The organism is Clostridium frigoris, assembly GCF_018861865.1.
Lineage (GTDB): Bacteria > Bacillota > Clostridia > Clostridiales > Clostridiaceae > Clostridium_AD > Clostridium_AD frigoris.
In genome coordinates this window covers 1-20,316 of sequence record NZ_JAHLDV010000058.1, presented here as the reverse complement: position 1 = coordinate 20,316, position 20,316 = coordinate 1, and the positions used below count along the sequence as shown (strand labels likewise).

Genomic DNA, 20,316 nt, shown 5'->3' with positions numbered 1-20,316 from the left:
TGTTTGCTATGCCTATTTTTATTACTAACTGCTCTCTTAACACAAAAATTATAGTTCGATATTACTTCATACAAATTCAAGTTTTACATATTAGTTTCCGTGACTACTCTAGTAGATTATATCAATATTAGTTACATATAATCAACTGTTATTTTTGCATATATCTCAATTACTTTCGAATTTGCTTTAAAATTTCTTCAGTTACTAATTTACTTGAATTTAATACTAAAGATATACCAGGGCCAGGATGCATAGAGCTTCCTACAAAAAATAAATTATTAGCCTTATTTGATTTGAAATGTGGTCTAAAATAGTTTGTTTGCATTAAATTTGGACTAAGACCAAATGCTGTTCCAGCATAAGCATTAAATTTACTTTCCATCTCTAGTGGTGTAAAACAATTTATATATTCAATGTTTTCTTCTATATCTTCAAGCCCTTTAATGCTTTTCACTTCACTTAGAATAATATCTGTTAATAAATTAATATTATCTTTATCCCAAGTTACTTCTTTAAATAAGAGATTAGGCACCCTAATCATAATATTTAAACAATCACCCTCATTTTTCACCATGCTCCTATCTATTCTACTTGGACAATAAATATATAGAGAAGGACTTTTAGGCAAAGTACCTTTAAATGCTGCCTCAATATTTTCTTTAAAGTTTTTACCAAGGTATATATTATGAACTGATAATTGTGGATATTTTTTTCTAAGGCCTAAATATATAATAAAAGTAGAACATGAATATTTCATCTCAGATAGCTTTTTATCCGTATATTTATCTTTATAATACTCGTCTTTTACTAGGTTTTTAATAGCATACGGAAAATCAACATTACATACAACTATATCAGCTTTTTTTATACCTTGAGATGTTTTTACACCAATAGCTTTACCCTTTAAAAATATAATTTCCTCAACAGCTACTTCTGTCTTTATAGTTCCACCAAATTCAAGTATTAACTTTGATAAAGCATTAACAAATGAATACATACCACCTTTAAGATGCCACAATCCATATAACTGAGATACAACAGGTATAAGAGTATAGATGTTTGGGCCATTAAAAGGGGATATACCAACGTACATAGTCTGAAAGGCTAAAAAATTTCTAAGATTTTCATCTTTTATATATTTTGAAATATAATCATATGACGTAGAAAGGGTATGTATTTTTAGTGCTTTTAATAAAGTATCTAAATTAAATAGATCCTTAAAACTTTCCTCAGATCTTTGTAGAAAATATTTGTTTGAAATTAAATATTTTTCATAAACATCAGATAATAATTTAAAATATCCTAAAGAATCTTCTTTTGAAATACCTTCTAAAGTTTTTGTCAAACAAGGAATATTATTATTAAAATCATTAGTAGTTCCGTCAGCAGAAAAAAGCCTATAAATAGGATCTATTTGTATGAATTCTAGATAATCTCTATAATTTTTATTAACATATGAGAATATTTCTTTATAAGGATCGGGCATCATTAAAATAGAAGCTGATAAATCAAAACGAAAATTTTTATTTTCTATAAGATTTACCCTTCCACCTATAGTTTTATTTTTTTCGTAAATTTCAACATCATATCCATTACTTAGAAGCCTTAAAGCCGTAGATAGTCCTCCAATTCCAGCACCTACTATAATTACTTTTTTATTCATAAAAAACTGCTCCTTCCAATAATCCCATAATATATTATTTAGTATTCCCAAAATTTCTAATAATTATAATAATAAGACTGTTCAAATAAAAAAAGAAAACAGTGATTTTAAGTCACTATTTCCATTATGGTTCTGATTGTCTTTATTATGGATTAATTTATTTATTAGTTTTATTATATTTTTCAATAGCACTATTTGCTGTTTTTGATGCATTGTCTAGGGCCTCTTGTGGTGTTTGTTTTCCTCCAAGCATAGATTCAATATTAGTTTCAGTTGCAGCTCTTGCTTCTGGGAATACACCAAGAAGTGCTCCTTTTGAATCAGGAGTAGATTCATGTAATTGATCTATAGCTGTTTGAAATTGTGGGTATTTGACTAAATTATCCTTAACCTCTTTAAGATCATAAGCCTTTTTATTAACAGGAAAATATCCAGTATTAGCATTCCAATACGCTTGCTCTTTAGCTGATACCATGAACTTTAGAAATTCCCACGATGCTTGCTGTTTTGCTTCATCTTTCTTGTCCATTATCCAAAGTGAAGCCCCTCCTATAGAAACACCACCTTTGTCTATACTATTAACTTTAGGTAAAAATCCTGTTCCTACTTCAAACTTCTTGTTTACTCCAGTTAAAACTGAACTTAGAGATGCCGTTGAGTCTAAATACATTGCTGTATTACCAGCCATAAAAGCATTCTGAGTATCCTCTGTTTTACGTCCAAAATTTCCTACATCACCTGAGTCAACTAGCTTTTTCCATTCATTTAGTAAAGTTAGTCCACCACCATTTTTATTATATTCAACTGTCGTTGCAGCTTCGGCTCTTCCATTACCATTGTTTGCATAATTTTTGCCTTGCTTAATCATAAATTGTTCAAAAAACCAAGCATATATAGGCATTGCATAACCATATTGAGTTACCTTACCTGAGGCATCCTTTTTTAGAAGTTTTTTTGCCATAGTTTCAACTTCTGTTAAGGTTTTAGGTGGAGTATTTGGGTCAAGCCCTGCTGCTTTAAAAGCAGTTTTATTATAATAAAGTATTGGTGTTGAAGAATTAAATGGCATAGAATTTAATTTTTTATCTACTGTATAATATGCAAGCAAATTTGGTTCTAGGACAGAGGTATCATATTTCTCCTTATCTATAAAATTCTGAACTGGAACTATAGCCTTACTATCAATCATATACCTAGTTCCTATATCATAACACTGCATAACATCTGGGCCCGAATTGCTTAACTGGGAACTTTTCAATTTATTAAGTGCAGCATCATAATCACCTTGAAATTGAGCGGTAACTGTAATATCTTTTTGAGAATTATTAAAATCCTTTACTAATTTATTAAGTGAAACTCCTAAGTTACCCCCCATTCCATGCCAAAATGTTATATTAACATGTTCTGCTTTAGCGCCTGTTACTGTTTTAGAACTTGCTTGTTTAGTTGCGCTACCACACCCACTTAACATTGAAGCCGAAACCATAACCGCAAGCAAAGTTGAAACCAATCTTTTTTTCATTAATAAATCCCCCTTAAAATATGTATTAACCTTTAACTGACCCTGACGTCATTCCATCAATTAATTGTTTTTGACCGATTATAAATATAAATATAGATGGAATTATGATTATTATAATTCCTGCAAGCATCATACCAAATGATTGTACCTCTGCAGATTTAAGCATAGTCATTCCTATTTGAACTGTCCTCATCTCTGGTTTGCTTGTTATAAGCAAAGGCCACATATATTGATTCCAGGTTAATAAGAACATATAAATTCCTAGTGATCCAATTATAGGTTTTGAAATAGGCATAAGAATTTTAGTTAAAAATTGAAGTCCAGTGCATCCATCTATGATTGAGGCTTCTCTAAGTTCTTTAGGCACCGTTAAGAAATATTGTCTCATCATAAAAATTCCCATGGCTGATGTTAAATATGGTAATATAAGACCTGTGTATGTATCTAATAAGTTTAATGAACTTATAGTCAAATAATTGGAAATAATAATTGCCTCTCCAGGTACCATTATTGTAGCAATCATAATTATGAATAAAATCTTTTTCCCTTTAAATTCGTAAAATGCAAAAGCATAAGCGCTAAGACAAGAAGTAATTATTTGCCCAATAGTTACAACTGTTGCGACTAAAAAACTGTTGAACATAAATCTAAATATAGGCACTGCTGCGATTACATCTTTGTAGTTACCTAGGAAAAAGCTATTAGGTAAGAACTTTGGTGGCATAGTATGAATTTGGTCTGTCGTCATAAATGTTACTGACAATGCATATAAAATTGGAGAAATAATAAGTAATCCAACAAGAATATTTATTGCAAGCAAAATTATATTACTTTTTTTATTTTCCATTAAGAATAATGCACTCCCTTCTTTTCATAACTAAATTGAAACATCGCTATAACAAACATAAGTATAAATAATATAATTGACTGTGCAGACGCGGTATCAAACCTCCCATTAAAAAAAGCTTCTCTATAAATAGAAAATACCAACACATTTGTGGAGTCTCCAGGGCCACCACCGGTTAATATATTTACTTGCCCAAATGATTGAAATGCATTCATAATATCCATAAATACCATGAAAAATAATGTAGGTGATATCATTGGAATAATAATTTTAAATAACTTTCTAAAATATCTTGCTCCATCAATAGATGAACTTTCAAGTATTTCCTTTGGAACATTCTTTAGACCCGCGAAGATAAATATGAAGTTTACTCCTATATTCATCCAAATGGTTACAAACGTAACAGATAAGAGTGCCCAATGTGGGTCTATTAACCACCCAATACTTGTTTTTAGAATATTATTTAACATTCCTATACTTGGATGAAAAATTATCCCCCAAATAATTGATGCTGATGCTGATGATACTGCTATTGGAACAGCAAACATTACCTTTGATATACCAATTCCTTTTACTTTATTATTTGCAAGTAGTGCTAAAACAAGGCCGATAACTACAGATGGAATAGTTGTAATAACAACAAATTCCATTGTCACAACTAAGCTATTTATAAAATCTGCTGAAGTAAACATATCTATATAGTTTTGAATTCCAATAAATTCCTGAAATTCTCCATGAGCGTTTGTTAAACTAAAACTCATATATAAGGTTTTAAAAAACGGATAATAAATGAAAACTCCAAATAACAATAAACTTGGAAATAAAAATGCATATGGTTCTAATTTTTTTTTTACACTTATTCTAGTCTCTTTTGGATCTAGATTGATTTCCTTTTTCTTAGCTGAAATAATTTCACTCACTAATTTCTCCTCTCTAGTTCATATATTAATTTATTACAATTACTATTGTAGATAATATATGTTAAGGAAAAAGGTAGTTATCGTTAACTTTAAGTTAAGTGAATATTAACAAGTTCTATAATATAGGGACTAAAAAATAACGAACCCCATTGTTTTAATAAACAACAGAGTTCTTATATATTACTACAATAATATTTATTTTTTAGGGCTTAATAGAACTTTCTTTAGTTTATCTGGATAATTAGTAATTATTCCATTAACTCCAGCTTTAATCATCTTTCTCATACACTCTTCATCATTCACAGTAAAAGGATTTACTAATAATCCTTCCTTTTTCGCATTATCAATGATTTCCTTATTAATTGATTTGTAATATGGATGCAAAGCATCGGCCCCTGTATGTTTGCAATATATTTCTGGCTGGTAAAGTCCGGCCATGTATAAAAGTCCTGTTTTTATTTCTTTAGAAATCTCTTTGCAGCGTACCATAGAGTAATGATTAAAGCTAGATAATATTACTTTGCCCTCATAATTATATTTATAAATCATCTCTATAAGTTTTTCTTCAATTCCTGGATATGTTACTTCTCCATTTTTTATCTCTAAATTAAGTAGTATGTTATTTTCTTTGGCCAAAATAATTAGCTGCTCTGCAGTTGGTATCCTTTCATTATTATAGTTATCATTAAACCAAGAACCTGCATCCAATTTACTTAGATCAACATATCTAAAGTCTTTTATAAGCCCCGTACCATTTGTAGTTCGGCATACGTTCTCATCATGAATAAGTACGAGTACCCCATCTGAAGTCATCTGAACATCAGTTTCAATCCCATTAGCCCCTAGTTCAATTGCTTTTCTAAAAGAAACCATTGTGTTTTCAGGAAAATAACCACTAGCACCCCTATGTGCATAATTAATTAACATACAAATACCTCCCATTATATTCTTAATAAATATTGCTATTTTAAATTCACTTATAATTACATTATAAGTGAACATTGTTACAAACAGATTAAAAGAATGTTAATTAAATCATCTCCTGCGGAGCTGAAAATTAACAACTTTGGAAGCAGATTTAGACTGCCACCAAAGCAATTTTACTGGGCTAGACAACTGCCACTTATAGAAGATGGCAGACTTGAAGCTTCCAAAATGTTGTTAAATTTCAAGCAATAGGAGTAATAAAACGCCAAACAGATTCATAAATCTTTTTCCACAAACCACGCTTAGAATAAGTTTCAATATCAAATATCGTACAATTTTCGATATCATTCAAAAATGTATCACGACATTTAATAGCAAATTCATTGTTATAAATAAATGCATTAATTTCATAATTAAGACTAAAGCTTCTAATATCAATATTTGCAGTTCCTACTGTTGAAACATGATCATCTATAACAAGTGTTTTTGCATGAAGAAAACCTGAGTGCAAATACACCTTTACACCATACTTTAGAAGTTTTGCCACATTTAATAAGGAAACAGCATAAATAGGTTTTTTATCTGGTATACCAGGAAGCATTATTCTAACATCAACACCACCAGCAGCTGCCATCCTTAGCGCATCTAATATAGTTTTATCTGGAATAAAATACGGCGACTGAATATATAAGTATTTTTTTGCAGTGGTAATCATCTTAACATAACTATCTTTTATTGAGTCATTTCGGCTACTAGGTCCGCTTGAGATTATTTGCACTCCTACATTACCTTCTTCTATAGGGTCATAAAAACTTTTTAACAACCTTTCATCGAACTTAAATTTAGCCCTATTTATCTTTCTAAAGCTTTGATTTTGTAAAAAAACCAAATCAGACCAAAACCTTGTTTGAAATGACAGTACACTGTAACCAGTCATACGTATCGTTGTATCCCTCCAAGGTTTATTTATCTTTTTCAAACCAAAATATTCGTCACCCACATTAATTCCACCAGTATGAGCAATTTTACCATCGACAATAACTATTTTTCTATGTAATCTGTAATTTACAAGCAATAAACTTTTTATGATAGATGGTAAAAATCTGTACACATGCCCACCAACTTCTTTGAGCTTCTTAAAATCACTCATATGAGTATGTAAAGACCCAATCCCATCATATATTAAAGTTACTTTTACTCCCTGACTTGCCTTTTCTTCTAAAAGAGATATAAATTCTTTACCTATCTTATCTTTTGCTTTAAAAATATAATACATTACTTCAATACTTTTTGTAGCATTTTTAATATCTTCAAAAACCATAGAAAAAGTTTCCTTAGCATTTAATAAAAGCTCTACTTCATTATTTTGAGTAAAATAACACATTATATTTTTTGAGTTCATGGTAATCAAATCTCTGTATTTTTCAGTTTCTACTTCTCTAAACTGTATTTTACCTGTATCAATATTATGAATATGTTCATCTAGCACTTTATTGTATTTTTCTTCTATTTCACCCATACCATATTTTTTTGACATGATACGCATTTTATATTTACTACCAATTAAAAAATAAAAAATAAAACCAACATAAGGTAAAAAAAAGAATACTAAAAGCCATGCAAATATAACTCTTGTATCACTTCGTTTTATAAAAATCAGTTTCAAAACACACATTATATTAAATACATATATAAATATTAAAAAAATGCTTGATAAATCCATGTTGACCCCCGTAAATATTATATTTTAGTTGATTAAATACAACTTCATTAATCACTATTATACTTCATGTAACCTAATAAATATTATAAAATCTTAGGTGTATTAAATAATATTTAAAAATAAACCACTTCATCAAAGAAGTGGCTTATTTATAAAATAAAAATTAAATTTCATATTTAAAATATTACTGACGATTATTTTATTCTAAGACTAATTCTTGAATTGATTTACCTGGTGGTACAATTGGATATACCCCTTCTTCTTTATCTATTACACAATCTATAAGCATAGGTCTTTTTTCCTTTGTTACTATTTTAAGTACATTATTTAATTCATCTGTACTTGTAACTCTATATGCTTCAATTCCATAAGCCTCTGCAAGCTTTACATAATTTACTTCATCACCAATATCTGTTTCACTGTATCTTCCATTGCTAAACATTCTCTGCCACTGTCTTACCATTCCTAGGGTATGATTATTCATAATTACTGTAACTATAGGAAGCTTATACTTTGATATAGTTTGAAGTTCATTACAGCTCATTCTAAAGCTTCCATCACCGGTTACCAGAAGCACCCTTTTGTCTAAATTGCCCATTTGGCTTCCAATTGCAGCCCCCAGTCCAAATCCCATGGTTCCAAGTCCTCCTGAGGTTACAAATGTTCTAGGGTACTTGAATTTCCACATTTGCGCAGTCCACATTTGATGTTGTCCTACATCAGTTGTAACAATTGTATCTTCCTCAAGAGCACCATTTAAGCATTTTAGCACATCAAGATGTGTAAAGTTGTTCCGTACGGTATTCGCATAATTTAAAACCTTAAAGTTTTCTATCTCCTCATGCCACGACTTCCTATTTTTTTGCTTCATAAAAGAAATTAAATTTTCTAGTATTGTATTCATATCTCCAACTAAAGATAAGTCTACTCTCTTATTTTTATCTATCTCAGTCTCATCAATATCAATATGAATTATTTTTGCAGATGGTGCAAATTCGTCTCCTTTCCCAATTACTCGATCACTAAATCTTGCACCAATTGCTATAATTAAATCACTATTTGTCACGGCTAAATTTGTTTCGCGAAAGCCATGCATTCCTACCATTCCAAGGGACAATTTATTATCTCTTGGAATAGTACCAAGTCCCATTAATGTATTTGCCACAGGAATACCTCCAAGTTTTGCAAACTCACACAAATTATTTGAAGCATTAGCTGTTTTAATTCCACCACCAGCATAAATTATAGGTTTCCTTGAAGACTCAATCATAAAAATTGCTTCTTGTATTTTTTCCATTTTTATATTAATAGTAGACTTTTGTATTTCATCTTTTTTTTCTACCCTTGTATATTCTGTTTCACTTAAAAAAATATCCTTTGGAATATCAATAAGTACTGGTCCCGGTCTTCCACTTTTAGCTATTTCAAATGCTTTTCTTATAGTATCTGCTAATTCTTTTTCATCCTTTACAATGCAGCTATGCTTTGTAATAGACAAAGTAATTCCCATTATATCTATTTCCTGAAAAGAATCACGTCCAAGCAAACTTCGTGCAACCTGTCCTGTAATTACAACCATTGGAATAGAGTCCATGTAAGCCGTTGCTATTCCAGTTATAGTATTCGTTGCTCCAGGACCTGAGGTTACAAAACAAACTCCAACCTTTCCTGTTGATCTTGCATACCCATCTGCTGCATGAACTGCCGCTTGTTCATGAGCCGTTCTAATGTGAGTGAAATAATCAAGTTCATCATAGAGTGCATCATAGAGTGGAATCACAGCTCCACCTGGATAACCAAATAAAATATTTGCCTCTTGCTCCTTTAAACACTTAAGTACAATTTGAGCTCCATTAAGTAACATATTATCACCTTCTTTTTAATTTTTTAATTAAATCATCACCTTCGGCGTTGCGAGCTCACCCTTAACCTCTTCAATTTCATATACATTTATAATTTTTCTAAGCTGCATCATTGCTTGTTCTATCCCTAAATTAGAATATTCCTCTATTGTTATCCTTAAATCTGAATACCCATCAATTTCAACTTCTGTCATTACAAGACCTTTTATTTTAAATTCTTTTCTCCTTAAAGTGTTTGTAACTCTTACTAATGCGTCTATCCCATGTTCCACCTTTGCACTTATAGTTTTATACATTACAACTCCCCCTTCTACTCTCAAATAAAAAATCTCCCATCCCTATAAACACACTTAGCTATGTTTATAGGGACGAAAGATTCGTGGTACCACCCTAGTTCGTAATTTACTTTTGTAAATCACCTCATTATTTTTATAGCTCAGGAGTGATTATTACATATCCTTACAACACCAACTCTCAGCAAACATTGGCTCTCTGTGGTTTTAAATATGATATCTTTGTCTCCTTCATAGCTTTATTCATTATATTATTTTATTTTTTATTATATGTCTGTAAATTTAAATTGTTAACAACATTTTTTTACATTTCATCTATACTTATCTAAGAAAACTTTTCATTAAAAATAAAAGTTTTCATCCCTATAAACACATATGTATATATGTTTATAGGGACGAAAACTTTCGTGGTACCACCCTAGTTCATAATTCAAATAAATGAATCACCTTATTATCAGCTCCAAGAAATTCAATTTAAAATCAGGGAATTCCTTTAAACTCTAACCTCGTAACGGTGGTATCCGTCCATGTTTACTTTAAAGATTACAATATTAATTGTAACTTTATTTGAACTAGGAAGCTCTAGAGTGATATATTTATTTCCACTATAACACCAATTCTCAACAATTATTGGTTCTCTGTAGTTATGATTTGAAATTTTTTTCTCCATCATCGCTTTATAAATTTTATTTTAAATTTAATCTTAATACATATAATATTCTAAGTTCACGCAATTGTCAAACAATTTCATGTATTTTTATAAAATTCTTTTATTTTATTGTTACCTTTAAAACAAACAACCAATTAATATGATTAATATCACCTCAACTGTTTATTCTAATATATTTATTATTTATTATTTTTAATTGGAAAATAAATTTCAGTTGTTTTATCATTAATAGTTTTAAATTCATATCCATTATCTTTATAAAATTTTATTACCCCAGGCAACGCCTTACATGTATTTTTATGCATATAATCACAATGCATAAGCAGTATTATGGGTTGATCTTTAATTGTAATCTTAGTTGCTTCTCTATATAGTTTATCAGGAGATGTATTACAATTAACTCCATCTGACATAACAGCATTCCAATCATACACTTTAAAGTTATACCCGTGAAGTTCTTCTAAAAAAGCCTTAGTTAAATGTTTGCTACTACCAGACGGAAATCTTATTATTGTTGGCTTAACTCCTATAATAGAACTAATTTCACTTTGAGATTTTAACATTTCAGATATAAATCCTTTTCTACTTGAGTATATTTTATTATATGTGTGGGTATAAGTATGCAGACCTATACTATTTCCCTGCGTATAGATTCTTTTTACCATATCCTCATAACCTTTTATTTGATTCCCTATAAGAAAAAAAGTAGCTTTTACATCATTTTGTTTAAGTATATCTAAAACTTTATCTGTCATAACACTTGGTCCATCATCAAATGTTAAATATATTACTTTTTCATCACTTCTACTTAGTGTAGAATAAGCCATTGCTGTTTGGATCTCAAAGAAACAAGATAAAAGCAAAAAAATTGTAAACATAGTTAAACTTTTTCTCGTCATATTATCTCCTCCATAAAGTTAGTTAAACTTAAAAATTTATAACTTGAAACTTACTATTTATTATTATCTAAAATAACCTATATCATAAGTGGAATTTAATACTAATATCAAAAATAATAAGAATAAGTATATAAAATATTATTTTACGTAGCTAGAATATGGTGTATAATATTTTCAAGACTTAGAATAATATCTAGTGTAAATAAAAATAGGTGGTGTTAATAAATGAAACCTGTATTAATGTTTATAACAGACTGGTGTCCTTACTGTAAACAAGCATTTTCTATTATAGAAGACTTAAAAAATGCTAATCCAGAATATGCAAACATTGAAGTTAAAATAATCGATGAAGAACGTCAACCTGAAATAGCTAAACAATACGATTATTACTATGTTCCTACATTTTATGTGAACGAGGTTAAGATACATGAAGGCGTGCCATCTAAAGATATTATTCGAAAAGTATTCGATGAAGCTTGCAAATAAATAAAGATTCATAACCTAAAAACAAACAGAAGTTATTACTACTTCTGTTTGTTTATTGTATTAACTAATAATTTCAAAATATCAGTATCTATTTCTCCAAATACTGATTTATCATTTCTTATTGCGGTCCCAAAATGATACGCAGGTGCCTTTGTTTTCTCTATAATCTCTTTAATGTTTTCAAGATTTAATCCGCCACCAGCTATTACATTAATATGTTTTGATTTTTTTACCATTTTTTTAATTATTGGAATATTTTTGAGTATATCCCCCATTCCACCCGATGTAAGAACATTTTTAATTTGGCTATAATTCGTTAAAACCTCTATACCTTTAACCGGATCTACCAGCTCATCAATAGCCCTATGAAATGTTACATCAATGCCATCACATGCTTTTAACAGTTTTTCTAAAGAAGGCACACATATTTCATTATTCTTGTTTATTACCCCAAAAACTACACCATTTACATTTAGTTTTTTTGCAATTGTGATATCTTCTACCATAAGTTCAATTTCTTCATCTGTATATGTAAATGATTTACCATGTGGTCTTATCATCACATTTACTGGTATATTAACACTTTGCACTGCTCTTTTTATTAGAGAATAGCTGGGCGTCAAGCCTCCTTCAGATAATGCACTAACAAGCTCTATCCTATCAGCACCACTTTTTTCAATTCTTTTTACATCCTCTATTGTCGCTGCAATAATTTCAATCATTTTTAAGGCTCCTTCGTGAAAACATAATCTATATTATATCTATTTGTTATTTTACCATATATAATATATATTATATCCACAGTAATGTATAATGAATTTAAGATTTCTATAAACGACGCTTCATTAAAGGGAGAGATTTTGTTGATTACATATATTAATAATAAAGTACATGAATTTAATGACATAGAAAAAGCATTTTCTGAAAATTCAAATACAGATGAAATATTTTGGCTTAATATTAGTAACCCAACTCCTAACGATTTTAAATTTTTGAAAAATAAGTTTAATTTCCACCATCTGACTATTGAAGACTGTATGCATAAAGCTAAGAGGTCTAAAATAAACGATTATAATGATTATCACTTTTTAATCATTTCCACAACAGATAATAATGTTAGCAATACATTTTCTTATAGCAATATCTATATATACATTAGTTTGAATTATATTATAACAATATATTATGGTGAAAATAGATCCATAAAAAAAATTATTAATGATGTGAATAATGGGCTCAAAATTGTATCTAGTGGAAGTGATTTTGTTTTATACAATATTCTTGATGATGCTATAGACCACTTATTTGTTGTGACTGATAAAGTTGAAGAAAAAATTAATTTTTTAGAAGAAGAATCAATGAACAACCCCGTTCAAGCTACACTTAACAATATTATGAAAGTTAAAAAAAACGTAATTAAACTTAGACGAGTTGTTTCTCCACTACGAGAAGTTTTAAATACTCTCCTTCGCCATGATGATATTATAACTGAAAAGTATAGAGTATATTTCACTGACATATATGACCATACACTTCGAATATATGACTTAATTGAATCTGACCATGAAATGGTTACATCTTGCCTTGAGCTTTATTCTTCGCAGTTATCAAATTCTATGAATAAAGTTATGAAAATTTTAACAATAATTACTACTGTTATGATGCCACTTACAATAATCACTGGAATTTATGGAATGAACTTTCAAAACATGCCAGAATTACATGCTAAGTATAGCTATTTTATTACTCTATTTATAATGTTTTTCATTTCCTTTTGTGAAATTATATATTTCAATAAGAAGAAATGGTTATAATTAATAATAATAAATGGGTACCAACAATAAATAATTTATTGTTGGTACCCATTTTTTCCTACCTAAGTTTACTAGTTCCATAGAAATAACTAATTAAAATAACACTGAAATATCGTTAAAACTCGCTTTCCTCTACCTTCTCAATAAACTCAACACCCTCTAGCTGAGATAAAGCATCCTCAGCCTTAATATCATCTATAACTTTAGCATAAAGAATTATGCCTTTATTTACATCTTCATCCCATTCAAAATCAGTCATCACACTATTAATCCCTAAATATTCACCCATAGTACTTGCACTAATATTTGAGCCTCTATAAGTGTCAAGACCCTCCTTTGTAATTACAATCTCATAAGTTTTATCATTAACTGACATCCATTCTGCCTCCTCAAACTATATTTTATATACTTAATATAATGTTCTACATAAATCTAAAAATATACCTATACCTTTTATTTCCAATAAAAATAGAGCCCATTTTTGAGCTCTTAATTAAATTATCTCCTGGGTCGTTAAATAATATTTCCTAAGCAATATTTCTAAACTACAAAGAATGTTGCAGCAAGTATTATATAAACACTTACTAACTGTAATCCTTCCAACCAATTGGATTCACAATCATTACAAACTTTGTTTGCTATAATTACGGTTACACCTAAAGCCACTATTTCATATGTGTTAAATATTAATGCCATACTTACTTCCATAATGATTTTGCTACCCATAATATCTGTTACTAACTTAGTTTTTTACTATATGAACTTAATTGTGTTTTAGTTTCCTCCAATTGCCTCTCTACGACACTGGCCTGATCTATATGATTTACTATAGCATCAGATGTGGTTTTTAAAATTTCATCAACATCTAATATTTCTTTGCTCATGCTTTCAATATGTTGCTTTTGATTTGTTAAAATGTCTATTACGCCCCTTACTTCCTGTTCCACTTTCGCTACAGAATATAAACTACCCTCTATTTTTTCTACAGCATTATCAGAAGCTTTAACTCCTCTAGCAATAACATCATTAGATTTACCAGAATTATTTAGAACTATTTTTGTTTCATTCTCAATACTTCCTATTAAGTTTGAAATATCCTTAGTACTTTCTTTCGTCATTTCAGCCAGTTTTTTTATTTCACCTGCAACTACTGCAAAACCTTTTCCCTGTTCTCCTGCTCTTGCTGCTTCAATTGCTGCATTTAAAGCCAAAAGATTCGTTTGACTTGCAATACTGGTTATTAACTTAACAACTTCATTAACTTGGCTAAACTTTCTAGCCAATTCATTTATACTATCAGTAGTAGTCTTATTCTCTTTTTCTAAAGACTTTATTATTGTTACCATCTCTTCAATAGCCACCTTACCCGCGTGGGATTTCTTAACTGTATCTTCTGTAATATCTATAAGTTTATCACCTTCTGAATGTAAACTATCTGTTAATGTATTAGCATTCTTTGTTAAGTTAGAAATTTCATTCATATGTGCTTTCACTTTATCTGCAAGTTCACCCAAAATATTATGATCACTATCTACAATATGGTGCTGCTCTACAGTCTCCGATAACAGCGTACTCATGTCCTTAATAAAACTTGTAGTCTCATTATGAAACTGAACTTCCTTTTGTCTTGTTTCAGCTGGAAAATCAGTAGGCTTACTTTCTAATATTACAGGTTTTCTGTTTTTAAATAATTTCATTTGTTTTCCTCCTAATTTTATGTAAAAACTTTTTAATATTTGAAGCTTATTTTTATTTATATGATATCAATTTCATCCTTAATATACCATAACTAATTTTCACCATTCTATTATCGTATAAACATAATAAAAAGATAGGTTTTCTAAATAATTCCGCTGAAAGTTTCATATTTATCAACAATTCCATATTTATTGCCTATTAACATAGTTTTAATCTTTCTACTCGTGATATTACCCATTACATCTAATCACTCCAAATATTTATAATTGTTATATCGGTTATATAAGACAAAACTTTATACATTGCTCTCATATATGACTTTAATAAACATAATATTATCTATTCTACAGTTTTAATACTCAAAATAATTTTAATTAATTGTGGTAATAATAATAAATATATATTATATTTTACTAGGAGATGATAAAATGAAGGCAAATGAACTTTTAAATTACAACAACTGGGTTGTTGTTGGTGACGTATTAAATCCATCAAAATATGCTTGTAAAATTTTGAATTCACTTAAAACATATGGATTTAACGTTGTAGGTGTAAATCCATCTATTGAAAATAAAGGTGTTTATAACACTCTAAGTGATGTACCGTACAAGATAGAAGTTTTAAATTTATGTATTAATCCCTATAAAGGTATTAAAATTATTAAGGAAGCCTACGCGTTAAAGATAGAGAGAGTACTAATTCAACCAGGGGCTGAAAGTCTTGAAATACTAGAGTTTTGCAGCATAAATGGAATACATGCAATAGAGGGCTGTACGCTAGTAGAATTATCAAAAAATAGAATTAAGTAGACAATAAAGGAAGTGAATGTTTAGTGGTTTTGTGTGTTTTAAGAACACACAAGATCACTAAAGATAATATATGGATATAATAAAAATTAAGGGAAATACATTTTGTATCACTACTGGAATGACATATATACCCTTTTATAAGATTAATGATGAGGAAATAATTATGTTGGATTCTGGATGGGCAAAAGGTCAAAGACAAGGAATTGATGAACTACTAGAAAAGAACAACTTTAAGGTCGTTGCTATAATATGTACTCATGCACACGTTGACCATATAGGTAACAATGCTTTTTTAAAAAAGAAATTCAATTGTATAATCGCAATGCCAGCCTACGAAGCTCTTGTTTGTAGTTCAGTAATAAATCTCAAGCTTTATTACTGTAACCAAACATTATCTGATATTGCATTGCATTTTGGACATATGGTTTGTCAAACAGATATTATGATTTTTGATAATCAAAACTCAGTATGTGTATGTGGCACTACATTCAAAATTCTTCATACGCCAGGGCATAGTCCTGCACATATATGCATAATCACTCCCGATGATGTAGCTTATATTGGAGATACACTTATAAGTCATGAAGTCATGAATGGCTCTAAAATGCCCTATGCCTATATACTCACAGAAGATTTATTGAGTAAATCAAAACTCTATGACTTAAAATGCTGCAAATATATAGTGGCCCATAAAGGTGCATATACAGACATTACAGGACTTATAACTGACAATATAAATTTCTATAAAAACAGAGCAAAAGCAATATATACTCTCATAGATGGCGCTATGACAATGCAAGATATTCTAAAGACTGTAATTAAAAATTTTAATATTAATATTAGCAATAAATATAAATATACCCTTATCGAGCGAATGTTAAGATCATATGTTGAATATTTAAATGAAACAGGACTTATAACTTTAAATATAGATAATGGATTTCTTAAATACTCTAAAGTAAATGTATAGTTAGTATTCTAATTGTAATTTTTCTCCTTTTACTTCAAAAAACACTTTTTCACAACTGTACCTGTAAGTTCAGCACTCCTATCATCTGGCTGACTCCCGCCTACAAAAACCTGGAATACCCCTGGTTCAAGAATGCAGTTTAATTTCATCCTTACTAATTATAAGATTTGTATACTCAAACTTAGTATAGCTAAGTCCATAACCAAAAGGATAAAGTACAACATTTTCTTGTACATTTAAAATATTTTGTAAATTACATTTTAACATTATCTTTCAGGCTTATTTTATTTAAAAAGTTTTATTATTAAACGATATTTACATACCTATAACTATGATATAATTTAATACATGATAAATGAGGATAAAGACTTTAATGTAGAACTTGCATATAATGGTGAGGTCGCCCTTAAAAAAATAAAAGTGTATACAATGGAGATAATATACTGATATTATCTGTTTATACAATAAAAACTTAACAAAATATGGAGGAATAATAAAACTTATGAAAAAAAATGTAAGAATAATAATAATTTTACTGTTAATAGTCGTTTTAGGAGCAAGTGGATTTTATGCATATCTTAACTATTGTACAAAAAAATGGACAAGTCTTGTATACCCAGATGTAAAAATTGGTGATTTAGATATATCCGGAAAAACACTCGCACAGGCAAAAGATATAGTATCTCAAAAATACCAATCCACTATATTAAAGAAAAATGTAAATATTAAAACACCACAGAAAACTTATTCATTAAATTTCTCAAAAATGAGTGCAAAATATAATGTTGATGAAGCAGTTACGCAGGCTTTTAACTATGGCAAAGACTTGTCACTGTACAAAAGATATAAATTGATTAGGAACCCTGAAGTTAAAGTAATTAATATGAAATTCACCTATGATACTAAAGCTCTAACAGACCTAATTTCTAATATGAAAAAAGAAATTAATATTACCCCTAAAAATGCAAGTATTTATAGGAGTTCTGGCAATTTTGTTATTACACCTGATAAAAAAGGTTATACACTTATGGATGATAAACTAAAAAAAGAAATTCTTAGTAAAATAACTGGTGACATAAACTCTCCAGATATTTCGATAAATGCAGAGATTAAAACTGTATCAGCAAGTGTAACAAAAGAAAAACTTAAAACTGTTAACACAAGACTTTCAAGTTTTTCTTCTAATTTTAGTACTTCAGCATATGGTAGATCCACTAATATAAACCTTGCAACAAATAGTATTAACGGTACTATTATAATGCCTGGAGAAAGTTTTAGTTTCAATGGCACCGTTGGCAAAAGAACAGCCGCCAAAGGTTATCAGCCAGCACCAGTTGATATTGGTACCAAAGTAAGTTCTGATTATGGTGGCGGAATATGTCAAGTATCTACGGCATTATATAATGCAATACTTAGGTCAAACATTAAATCTACTGAGAGGAATCATCATTCCATCCCTTCAACTTATATACCACTAGGTTTGGATGCAACAGTAGATTGGGGTACTTTAGACTATAAATTTACTAATACCTTAAAATATCCTGTTTTTATTGAGAGTTTTGTTAGCAATAAGATACTAACTTTTAATGTTTATTCTAATTCAAGTTTAGCAAATAAATCTTATAATCTTGTTAATGATATATATGATGCTGTTCAACCTGGTCCTACACAGTATATAGATGATGCTACTCTTCCTGTTGGTAGTATTTCTCAAGAACAATTTCCTTTGATTGGATATAAAGTAAGAACCTATAAAGATACAATTCAAAATGGTAATGTTATTAATCATGAACTAATCTCAAATGATAGTTATCAGTTAAAAGATGAGGTAATTAGGATAGGCACAAAAAAAGTTAAATGATTACCTTTCTAAAAAAGACAAGTAAATATGCTAAGTAAAAAAGTTATATTAATTACATGTTTCATAAAAATAAACACATATAAATTTATATGTGTTTATTTTTTTAAAAAGAGGTATTTGGAAATATTTGGAGAATATTTATATATAAAAGTAGGAGGCGAATACAATGATCTATGATGCATTCAAAATTGCTAAACATTTAAATATAAGTAAAGTAACTGCATATGCTAAAATGAAACTACCTGAAGTGAAACCTTTTTTAATAACACACAACGGTAAAACCTGTGTAGATGAAAAAGGACTAGAAACAATTAAACAATGTCTAAAATATAATCAAACTGCCGAATCAGAAGTTGCAGCTACCGTAGTTGCATCTAACGTAGTAACTTTGTTAAAAGAGGATATGATTGAAATCCTTAAAAATGACATTGAATTTATTAAACAGCAATTAAATGTAAAAGATGGACAACTCTATGATATTAATAAATTATTGGAAAATACACAGGTACTTTTTAAACAAGAACAAGAGAAAAATAAGATCGTATTATCCTTACCCGAAACCATTAAAGAACACGATATTCAATTGCTTGATACACTAACCCATTCTCTTGAAAGACAAAGAGCTAAAGCATTAGCCGAAGAAGTTCTCCACAGAAAAAAAGGTATTTTCCAAAGATTCTTTGATAAGTAAAATATATATGACCTTCCTGTATGATAAGAGTATAATGTACTTATACAGTATGGTTTCGCAAAATAATAATAATTTTGTAATCATACTAAATCATTAGGAGGTAAATACATATGTTAAAACAAACAATAAAAGACGATATTATTAAATATATGAAAAGTAGGGATAAGATAAGACTAACTACTTTAAGAACTTTAATGGCGGACGTTAAAACTAAAGAAATGGATTCAAAGAAGGAAATTGAAGAAATCGATCTCGTAAGTATTATTGAAAAAACAATTAAACAATTACATGAAACCCTTGACTATGCAAAACAAGCTAATAATACAGAAATCATATCTGAATCAAAAATATCTATTGAAATGCTTTTGGTTTATATGCCAAAACAATTTACTGAAGATGAAGCAAAAGCAATTATTATAGAAGTTATTACTGAAAATGGTTTCAAGGGTAAAGGTGACATGGGAAAAGTTATGAAGGCTATTATGCCAAAACTCAAAGGTAAATATGACAGTAGGAAGGTAAATCCACTTGTAATTCAATTACTTTCTTAATTCAACATACGCACCACTTGTAGAAGTGGGCGATTGTAAACCGCAAAAGCGGTCCAGTTCTCATTGAACTAAGAACCGTAAGAAACAATATCCTTGTAACATAGAGCTTG

At 29.3% G+C, this 20,316-nt stretch carries 20 protein-coding genes and 2 other annotated features; of the genes, 7 read left to right on the top strand and 13 right to left on the bottom strand.

The genetic code is table 11. The features are described 5' to 3' along the window. Positions 1-169: 169 nt before the first annotated feature. The 9 genes from KPL37_RS16655 to KPL37_RS16615 form a co-directional block, all read right to left on the bottom strand. A complete protein-coding gene (locus KPL37_RS16655; protein WP_216151155.1) occupies positions 170-1,663 on the bottom strand; it encodes a phytoene desaturase family protein in 1,494 nt (497 codons plus the stop codon). A 157-nt stretch (positions 1,664-1,820) separates the two neighbouring features. Beyond that, positions 1,821-3,185, bottom strand: coding sequence for an ABC transporter substrate-binding protein (locus KPL37_RS16650; protein ID WP_216151154.1), 1,365 nt, complete (start codon positions 3,183-3,185; stop codon positions 1,821-1,823). Positions 3,186-3,210: 25 nt separating this feature from the next. After that, positions 3,211-4,032 carry a carbohydrate ABC transporter permease gene (locus KPL37_RS16645; protein WP_216151153.1) on the bottom strand — a complete coding sequence of 274 codons (822 nt, stop codon included), beginning with the start codon at positions 4,030-4,032 and terminating at the stop codon, positions 3,211-3,213. Continuing rightward, positions 4,032-4,952 (bottom strand): carbohydrate ABC transporter permease, encoded by a 921-nt coding sequence (locus KPL37_RS16640; protein WP_343216300.1) that lies wholly within the window; start codon positions 4,950-4,952, stop codon positions 4,032-4,034. Before KPL37_RS16640 ends, KPL37_RS16645 begins: the two co-directional genes overlap by 1 nt. 195 nt (positions 4,953-5,147) lie before the next feature. Beyond that, complete coding sequence (locus tag KPL37_RS16635; RefSeq protein ID WP_216151152.1) at positions 5,148-5,879, bottom strand: glycerophosphodiester phosphodiesterase; 732 nt, start codon at positions 5,877-5,879, stop codon at positions 5,148-5,150. 241 nt (positions 5,880-6,120) lie between these two features. After that, entirely contained in the window at positions 6,121-7,602 is a 1,482-nt protein-coding gene (gene cls / locus KPL37_RS16630; protein ID WP_216151151.1) for a cardiolipin synthase, read from the bottom strand. A 199-nt stretch (positions 7,603-7,801) separates the two neighbouring features. Continuing rightward, on the bottom strand, positions 7,802-9,466 hold the full coding sequence (ilvB, locus tag KPL37_RS16625) for a biosynthetic-type acetolactate synthase large subunit (protein WP_216151150.1): 1,665 nt from the start codon (positions 9,464-9,466) through the stop codon (positions 7,802-7,804). A 27-nt stretch (positions 9,467-9,493) separates the two neighbouring features. Continuing rightward, on the bottom strand, positions 9,494-9,760 hold the full coding sequence (locus KPL37_RS16620) for an ACT domain-containing protein (protein WP_216151149.1): 267 nt from the start codon (positions 9,758-9,760) through the stop codon (positions 9,494-9,496). A gap of 65 nt (positions 9,761-9,825) precedes the next feature. After that, positions 9,826-10,001, bottom strand: a binding site (T-box leader). A 144-nt stretch (positions 10,002-10,145) separates the two neighbouring features. Continuing rightward, positions 10,146-10,439 (bottom strand) — a binding site (T-box leader). Between the two features lie 167 nt (positions 10,440-10,606). After that, on the bottom strand, positions 10,607-11,326 hold the full coding sequence (locus KPL37_RS16615) for a polysaccharide deacetylase family protein (RefSeq protein ID WP_216151148.1): 720 nt from the start codon (positions 11,324-11,326) through the stop codon (positions 10,607-10,609). Between the two features lie 225 nt (positions 11,327-11,551). Between KPL37_RS16615 and KPL37_RS16610 the strand changes: the two genes are divergently transcribed. Beyond that, positions 11,552-11,812, top strand: coding sequence for a thioredoxin family protein (locus KPL37_RS16610; RefSeq protein ID WP_216151147.1), 261 nt, complete (start codon positions 11,552-11,554; stop codon positions 11,810-11,812). 38 nt (positions 11,813-11,850) lie between these two features. On the opposite strand, the gene KPL37_RS16605 is transcribed toward KPL37_RS16610, so the two are convergent. Next, a complete protein-coding gene (locus tag KPL37_RS16605) occupies positions 11,851-12,534 on the bottom strand; it encodes a copper homeostasis protein CutC (protein ID WP_216151145.1) in 684 nt (227 codons plus the stop codon). A 141-nt stretch (positions 12,535-12,675) separates the two neighbouring features. Here KPL37_RS16605 and corA point away from each other — a divergent pair, with 141 nt between their 5' ends. Continuing rightward, positions 12,676-13,626 (top strand): magnesium/cobalt transporter CorA, encoded by a 951-nt coding sequence (gene corA, locus KPL37_RS16600; RefSeq protein WP_216151143.1) that lies wholly within the window; start codon positions 12,676-12,678, stop codon positions 13,624-13,626. Positions 13,627-13,741: 115 nt separating this feature from the next. Here corA and KPL37_RS16595 read toward each other — a convergent pair whose 3' ends face one another. From KPL37_RS16595 to KPL37_RS16585, 3 genes are all read right to left on the bottom strand, one after another. Beyond that, a complete protein-coding gene (locus KPL37_RS16595) occupies positions 13,742-14,002 on the bottom strand; it encodes a hypothetical protein (RefSeq protein WP_216151141.1) in 261 nt (86 codons plus the stop codon). Positions 14,003-14,166: 164 nt separating this feature from the next. Next, a complete protein-coding gene (locus KPL37_RS16590) occupies positions 14,167-14,334 on the bottom strand; it encodes a hypothetical protein (RefSeq protein WP_216151139.1) in 168 nt (55 codons plus the stop codon). 29 nt (positions 14,335-14,363) lie between these two features. Further along, positions 14,364-15,323, bottom strand: a complete 960-nt coding sequence (locus KPL37_RS16585) for a methyl-accepting chemotaxis protein (protein WP_216151138.1) — start codon at positions 15,321-15,323, stop codon at positions 14,364-14,366. Positions 15,324-15,752: 429 nt separating this feature from the next. On the opposite strand from KPL37_RS16585, the gene KPL37_RS16580 reads away from it, so the two are divergent. The 5 genes from KPL37_RS16580 to KPL37_RS16560 all read left to right on the top strand — a co-directional run bounded on the left by KPL37_RS16580 (position 15,753) and on the right by KPL37_RS16560 (position 20,206). Next, positions 15,753-16,133 carry a CoA-binding protein gene (locus KPL37_RS16580; protein ID WP_216151136.1) on the top strand — a complete coding sequence of 127 codons (381 nt, stop codon included), beginning with the start codon at positions 15,753-15,755 and terminating at the stop codon, positions 16,131-16,133. 70 nt (positions 16,134-16,203) lie between these two features. Then, positions 16,204-17,103, top strand: a complete 900-nt coding sequence (locus KPL37_RS16575; protein WP_216151134.1) for an MBL fold metallo-hydrolase — start codon at positions 16,204-16,206, stop codon at positions 17,101-17,103. Positions 17,104-17,605: 502 nt separating this feature from the next. Continuing rightward, positions 17,606-18,964 (top strand): VanW family protein, encoded by a 1,359-nt coding sequence (locus tag KPL37_RS16570; protein WP_216151132.1) that lies wholly within the window; start codon positions 17,606-17,608, stop codon positions 18,962-18,964. Positions 18,965-19,130: 166 nt separating this feature from the next. After that, positions 19,131-19,655 (top strand): hypothetical protein, encoded by a 525-nt coding sequence (locus tag KPL37_RS16565; protein WP_216151130.1) that lies wholly within the window; start codon positions 19,131-19,133, stop codon positions 19,653-19,655. 110 nt (positions 19,656-19,765) lie between these two features. After that, positions 19,766-20,206, top strand: a complete 441-nt coding sequence (locus KPL37_RS16560) for a GatB/YqeY domain-containing protein (protein WP_216151128.1) — start codon at positions 19,766-19,768, stop codon at positions 20,204-20,206. Positions 20,207-20,316: the final 110 nt, after the last annotated feature.

What these genes read in the sequence shown, in the direction of transcription:
- KPL37_RS16655 (WP_216151155.1), bottom strand. Translation starts at nt 1,663, where the DNA reads ATGAATAAAAAAGTAATTATAGTAGGTGCTGGAATTGGAGGACTATCT.
- KPL37_RS16650 (WP_216151154.1), bottom strand. Translation starts at nt 3,185, where the DNA reads ATGAAAAAAAGATTGGTTTCAACTTTGCTTGCGGTTATGGTTTCGGCT.
- KPL37_RS16645 (WP_216151153.1), bottom strand. Translation starts at nt 4,032, where the DNA reads ATGGAAAATAAAAAAAGTAATATAATTTTGCTTGCAATAAATATTCTT.
- KPL37_RS16635 (WP_216151152.1), bottom strand. Translation starts at nt 5,879, where the DNA reads ATGTTAATTAATTATGCACATAGGGGTGCTAGTGGTTATTTTCCTGAA.
- cls (WP_216151151.1), bottom strand. Translation starts at nt 7,602, where the DNA reads ATGGATTTATCAAGCATTTTTTTAATATTTATATATGTATTTAATATA.
- ilvB (WP_216151150.1), bottom strand. Translation starts at nt 9,466, where the DNA reads ATGTTACTTAATGGAGCTCAAATTGTACTTAAGTGTTTAAAGGAGCAA.
- KPL37_RS16620 (WP_216151149.1), bottom strand. Translation starts at nt 9,760, where the DNA reads ATGTATAAAACTATAAGTGCAAAGGTGGAACATGGGATAGACGCATTA.
- KPL37_RS16615 (WP_216151148.1), bottom strand. Translation starts at nt 11,326, where the DNA reads ATGACGAGAAAAAGTTTAACTATGTTTACAATTTTTTTGCTTTTATCT.
- KPL37_RS16610 (WP_216151147.1), top strand. Translation starts at nt 11,552, where the DNA reads ATGAAACCTGTATTAATGTTTATAACAGACTGGTGTCCTTACTGTAAA.
- KPL37_RS16605 (WP_216151145.1), bottom strand. Translation starts at nt 12,534, where the DNA reads ATGATTGAAATTATTGCAGCGACAATAGAGGATGTAAAAAGAATTGAA.
- KPL37_RS16595 (WP_216151141.1), bottom strand. Translation starts at nt 14,002, where the DNA reads ATGTCAGTTAATGATAAAACTTATGAGATTGTAATTACAAAGGAGGGT.
- KPL37_RS16590 (WP_216151139.1), bottom strand. Translation starts at nt 14,334, where the DNA reads ATGGAAGTAAGTATGGCATTAATATTTAACACATATGAAATAGTGGCT.
- KPL37_RS16585 (WP_216151138.1), bottom strand. Translation starts at nt 15,323, where the DNA reads ATGAAATTATTTAAAAACAGAAAACCTGTAATATTAGAAAGTAAGCCT.
- KPL37_RS16580 (WP_216151136.1), top strand. Translation starts at nt 15,753, where the DNA reads ATGAAGGCAAATGAACTTTTAAATTACAACAACTGGGTTGTTGTTGGT.
- KPL37_RS16575 (WP_216151134.1), top strand. Translation starts at nt 16,204, where the DNA reads ATGGATATAATAAAAATTAAGGGAAATACATTTTGTATCACTACTGGA.
- KPL37_RS16570 (WP_216151132.1), top strand. Translation starts at nt 17,606, where the DNA reads ATGAAAAAAAATGTAAGAATAATAATAATTTTACTGTTAATAGTCGTT.
- KPL37_RS16565 (WP_216151130.1), top strand. Translation starts at nt 19,131, where the DNA reads ATGATCTATGATGCATTCAAAATTGCTAAACATTTAAATATAAGTAAA.
- KPL37_RS16560 (WP_216151128.1), top strand. Translation starts at nt 19,766, where the DNA reads ATGTTAAAACAAACAATAAAAGACGATATTATTAAATATATGAAAAGT.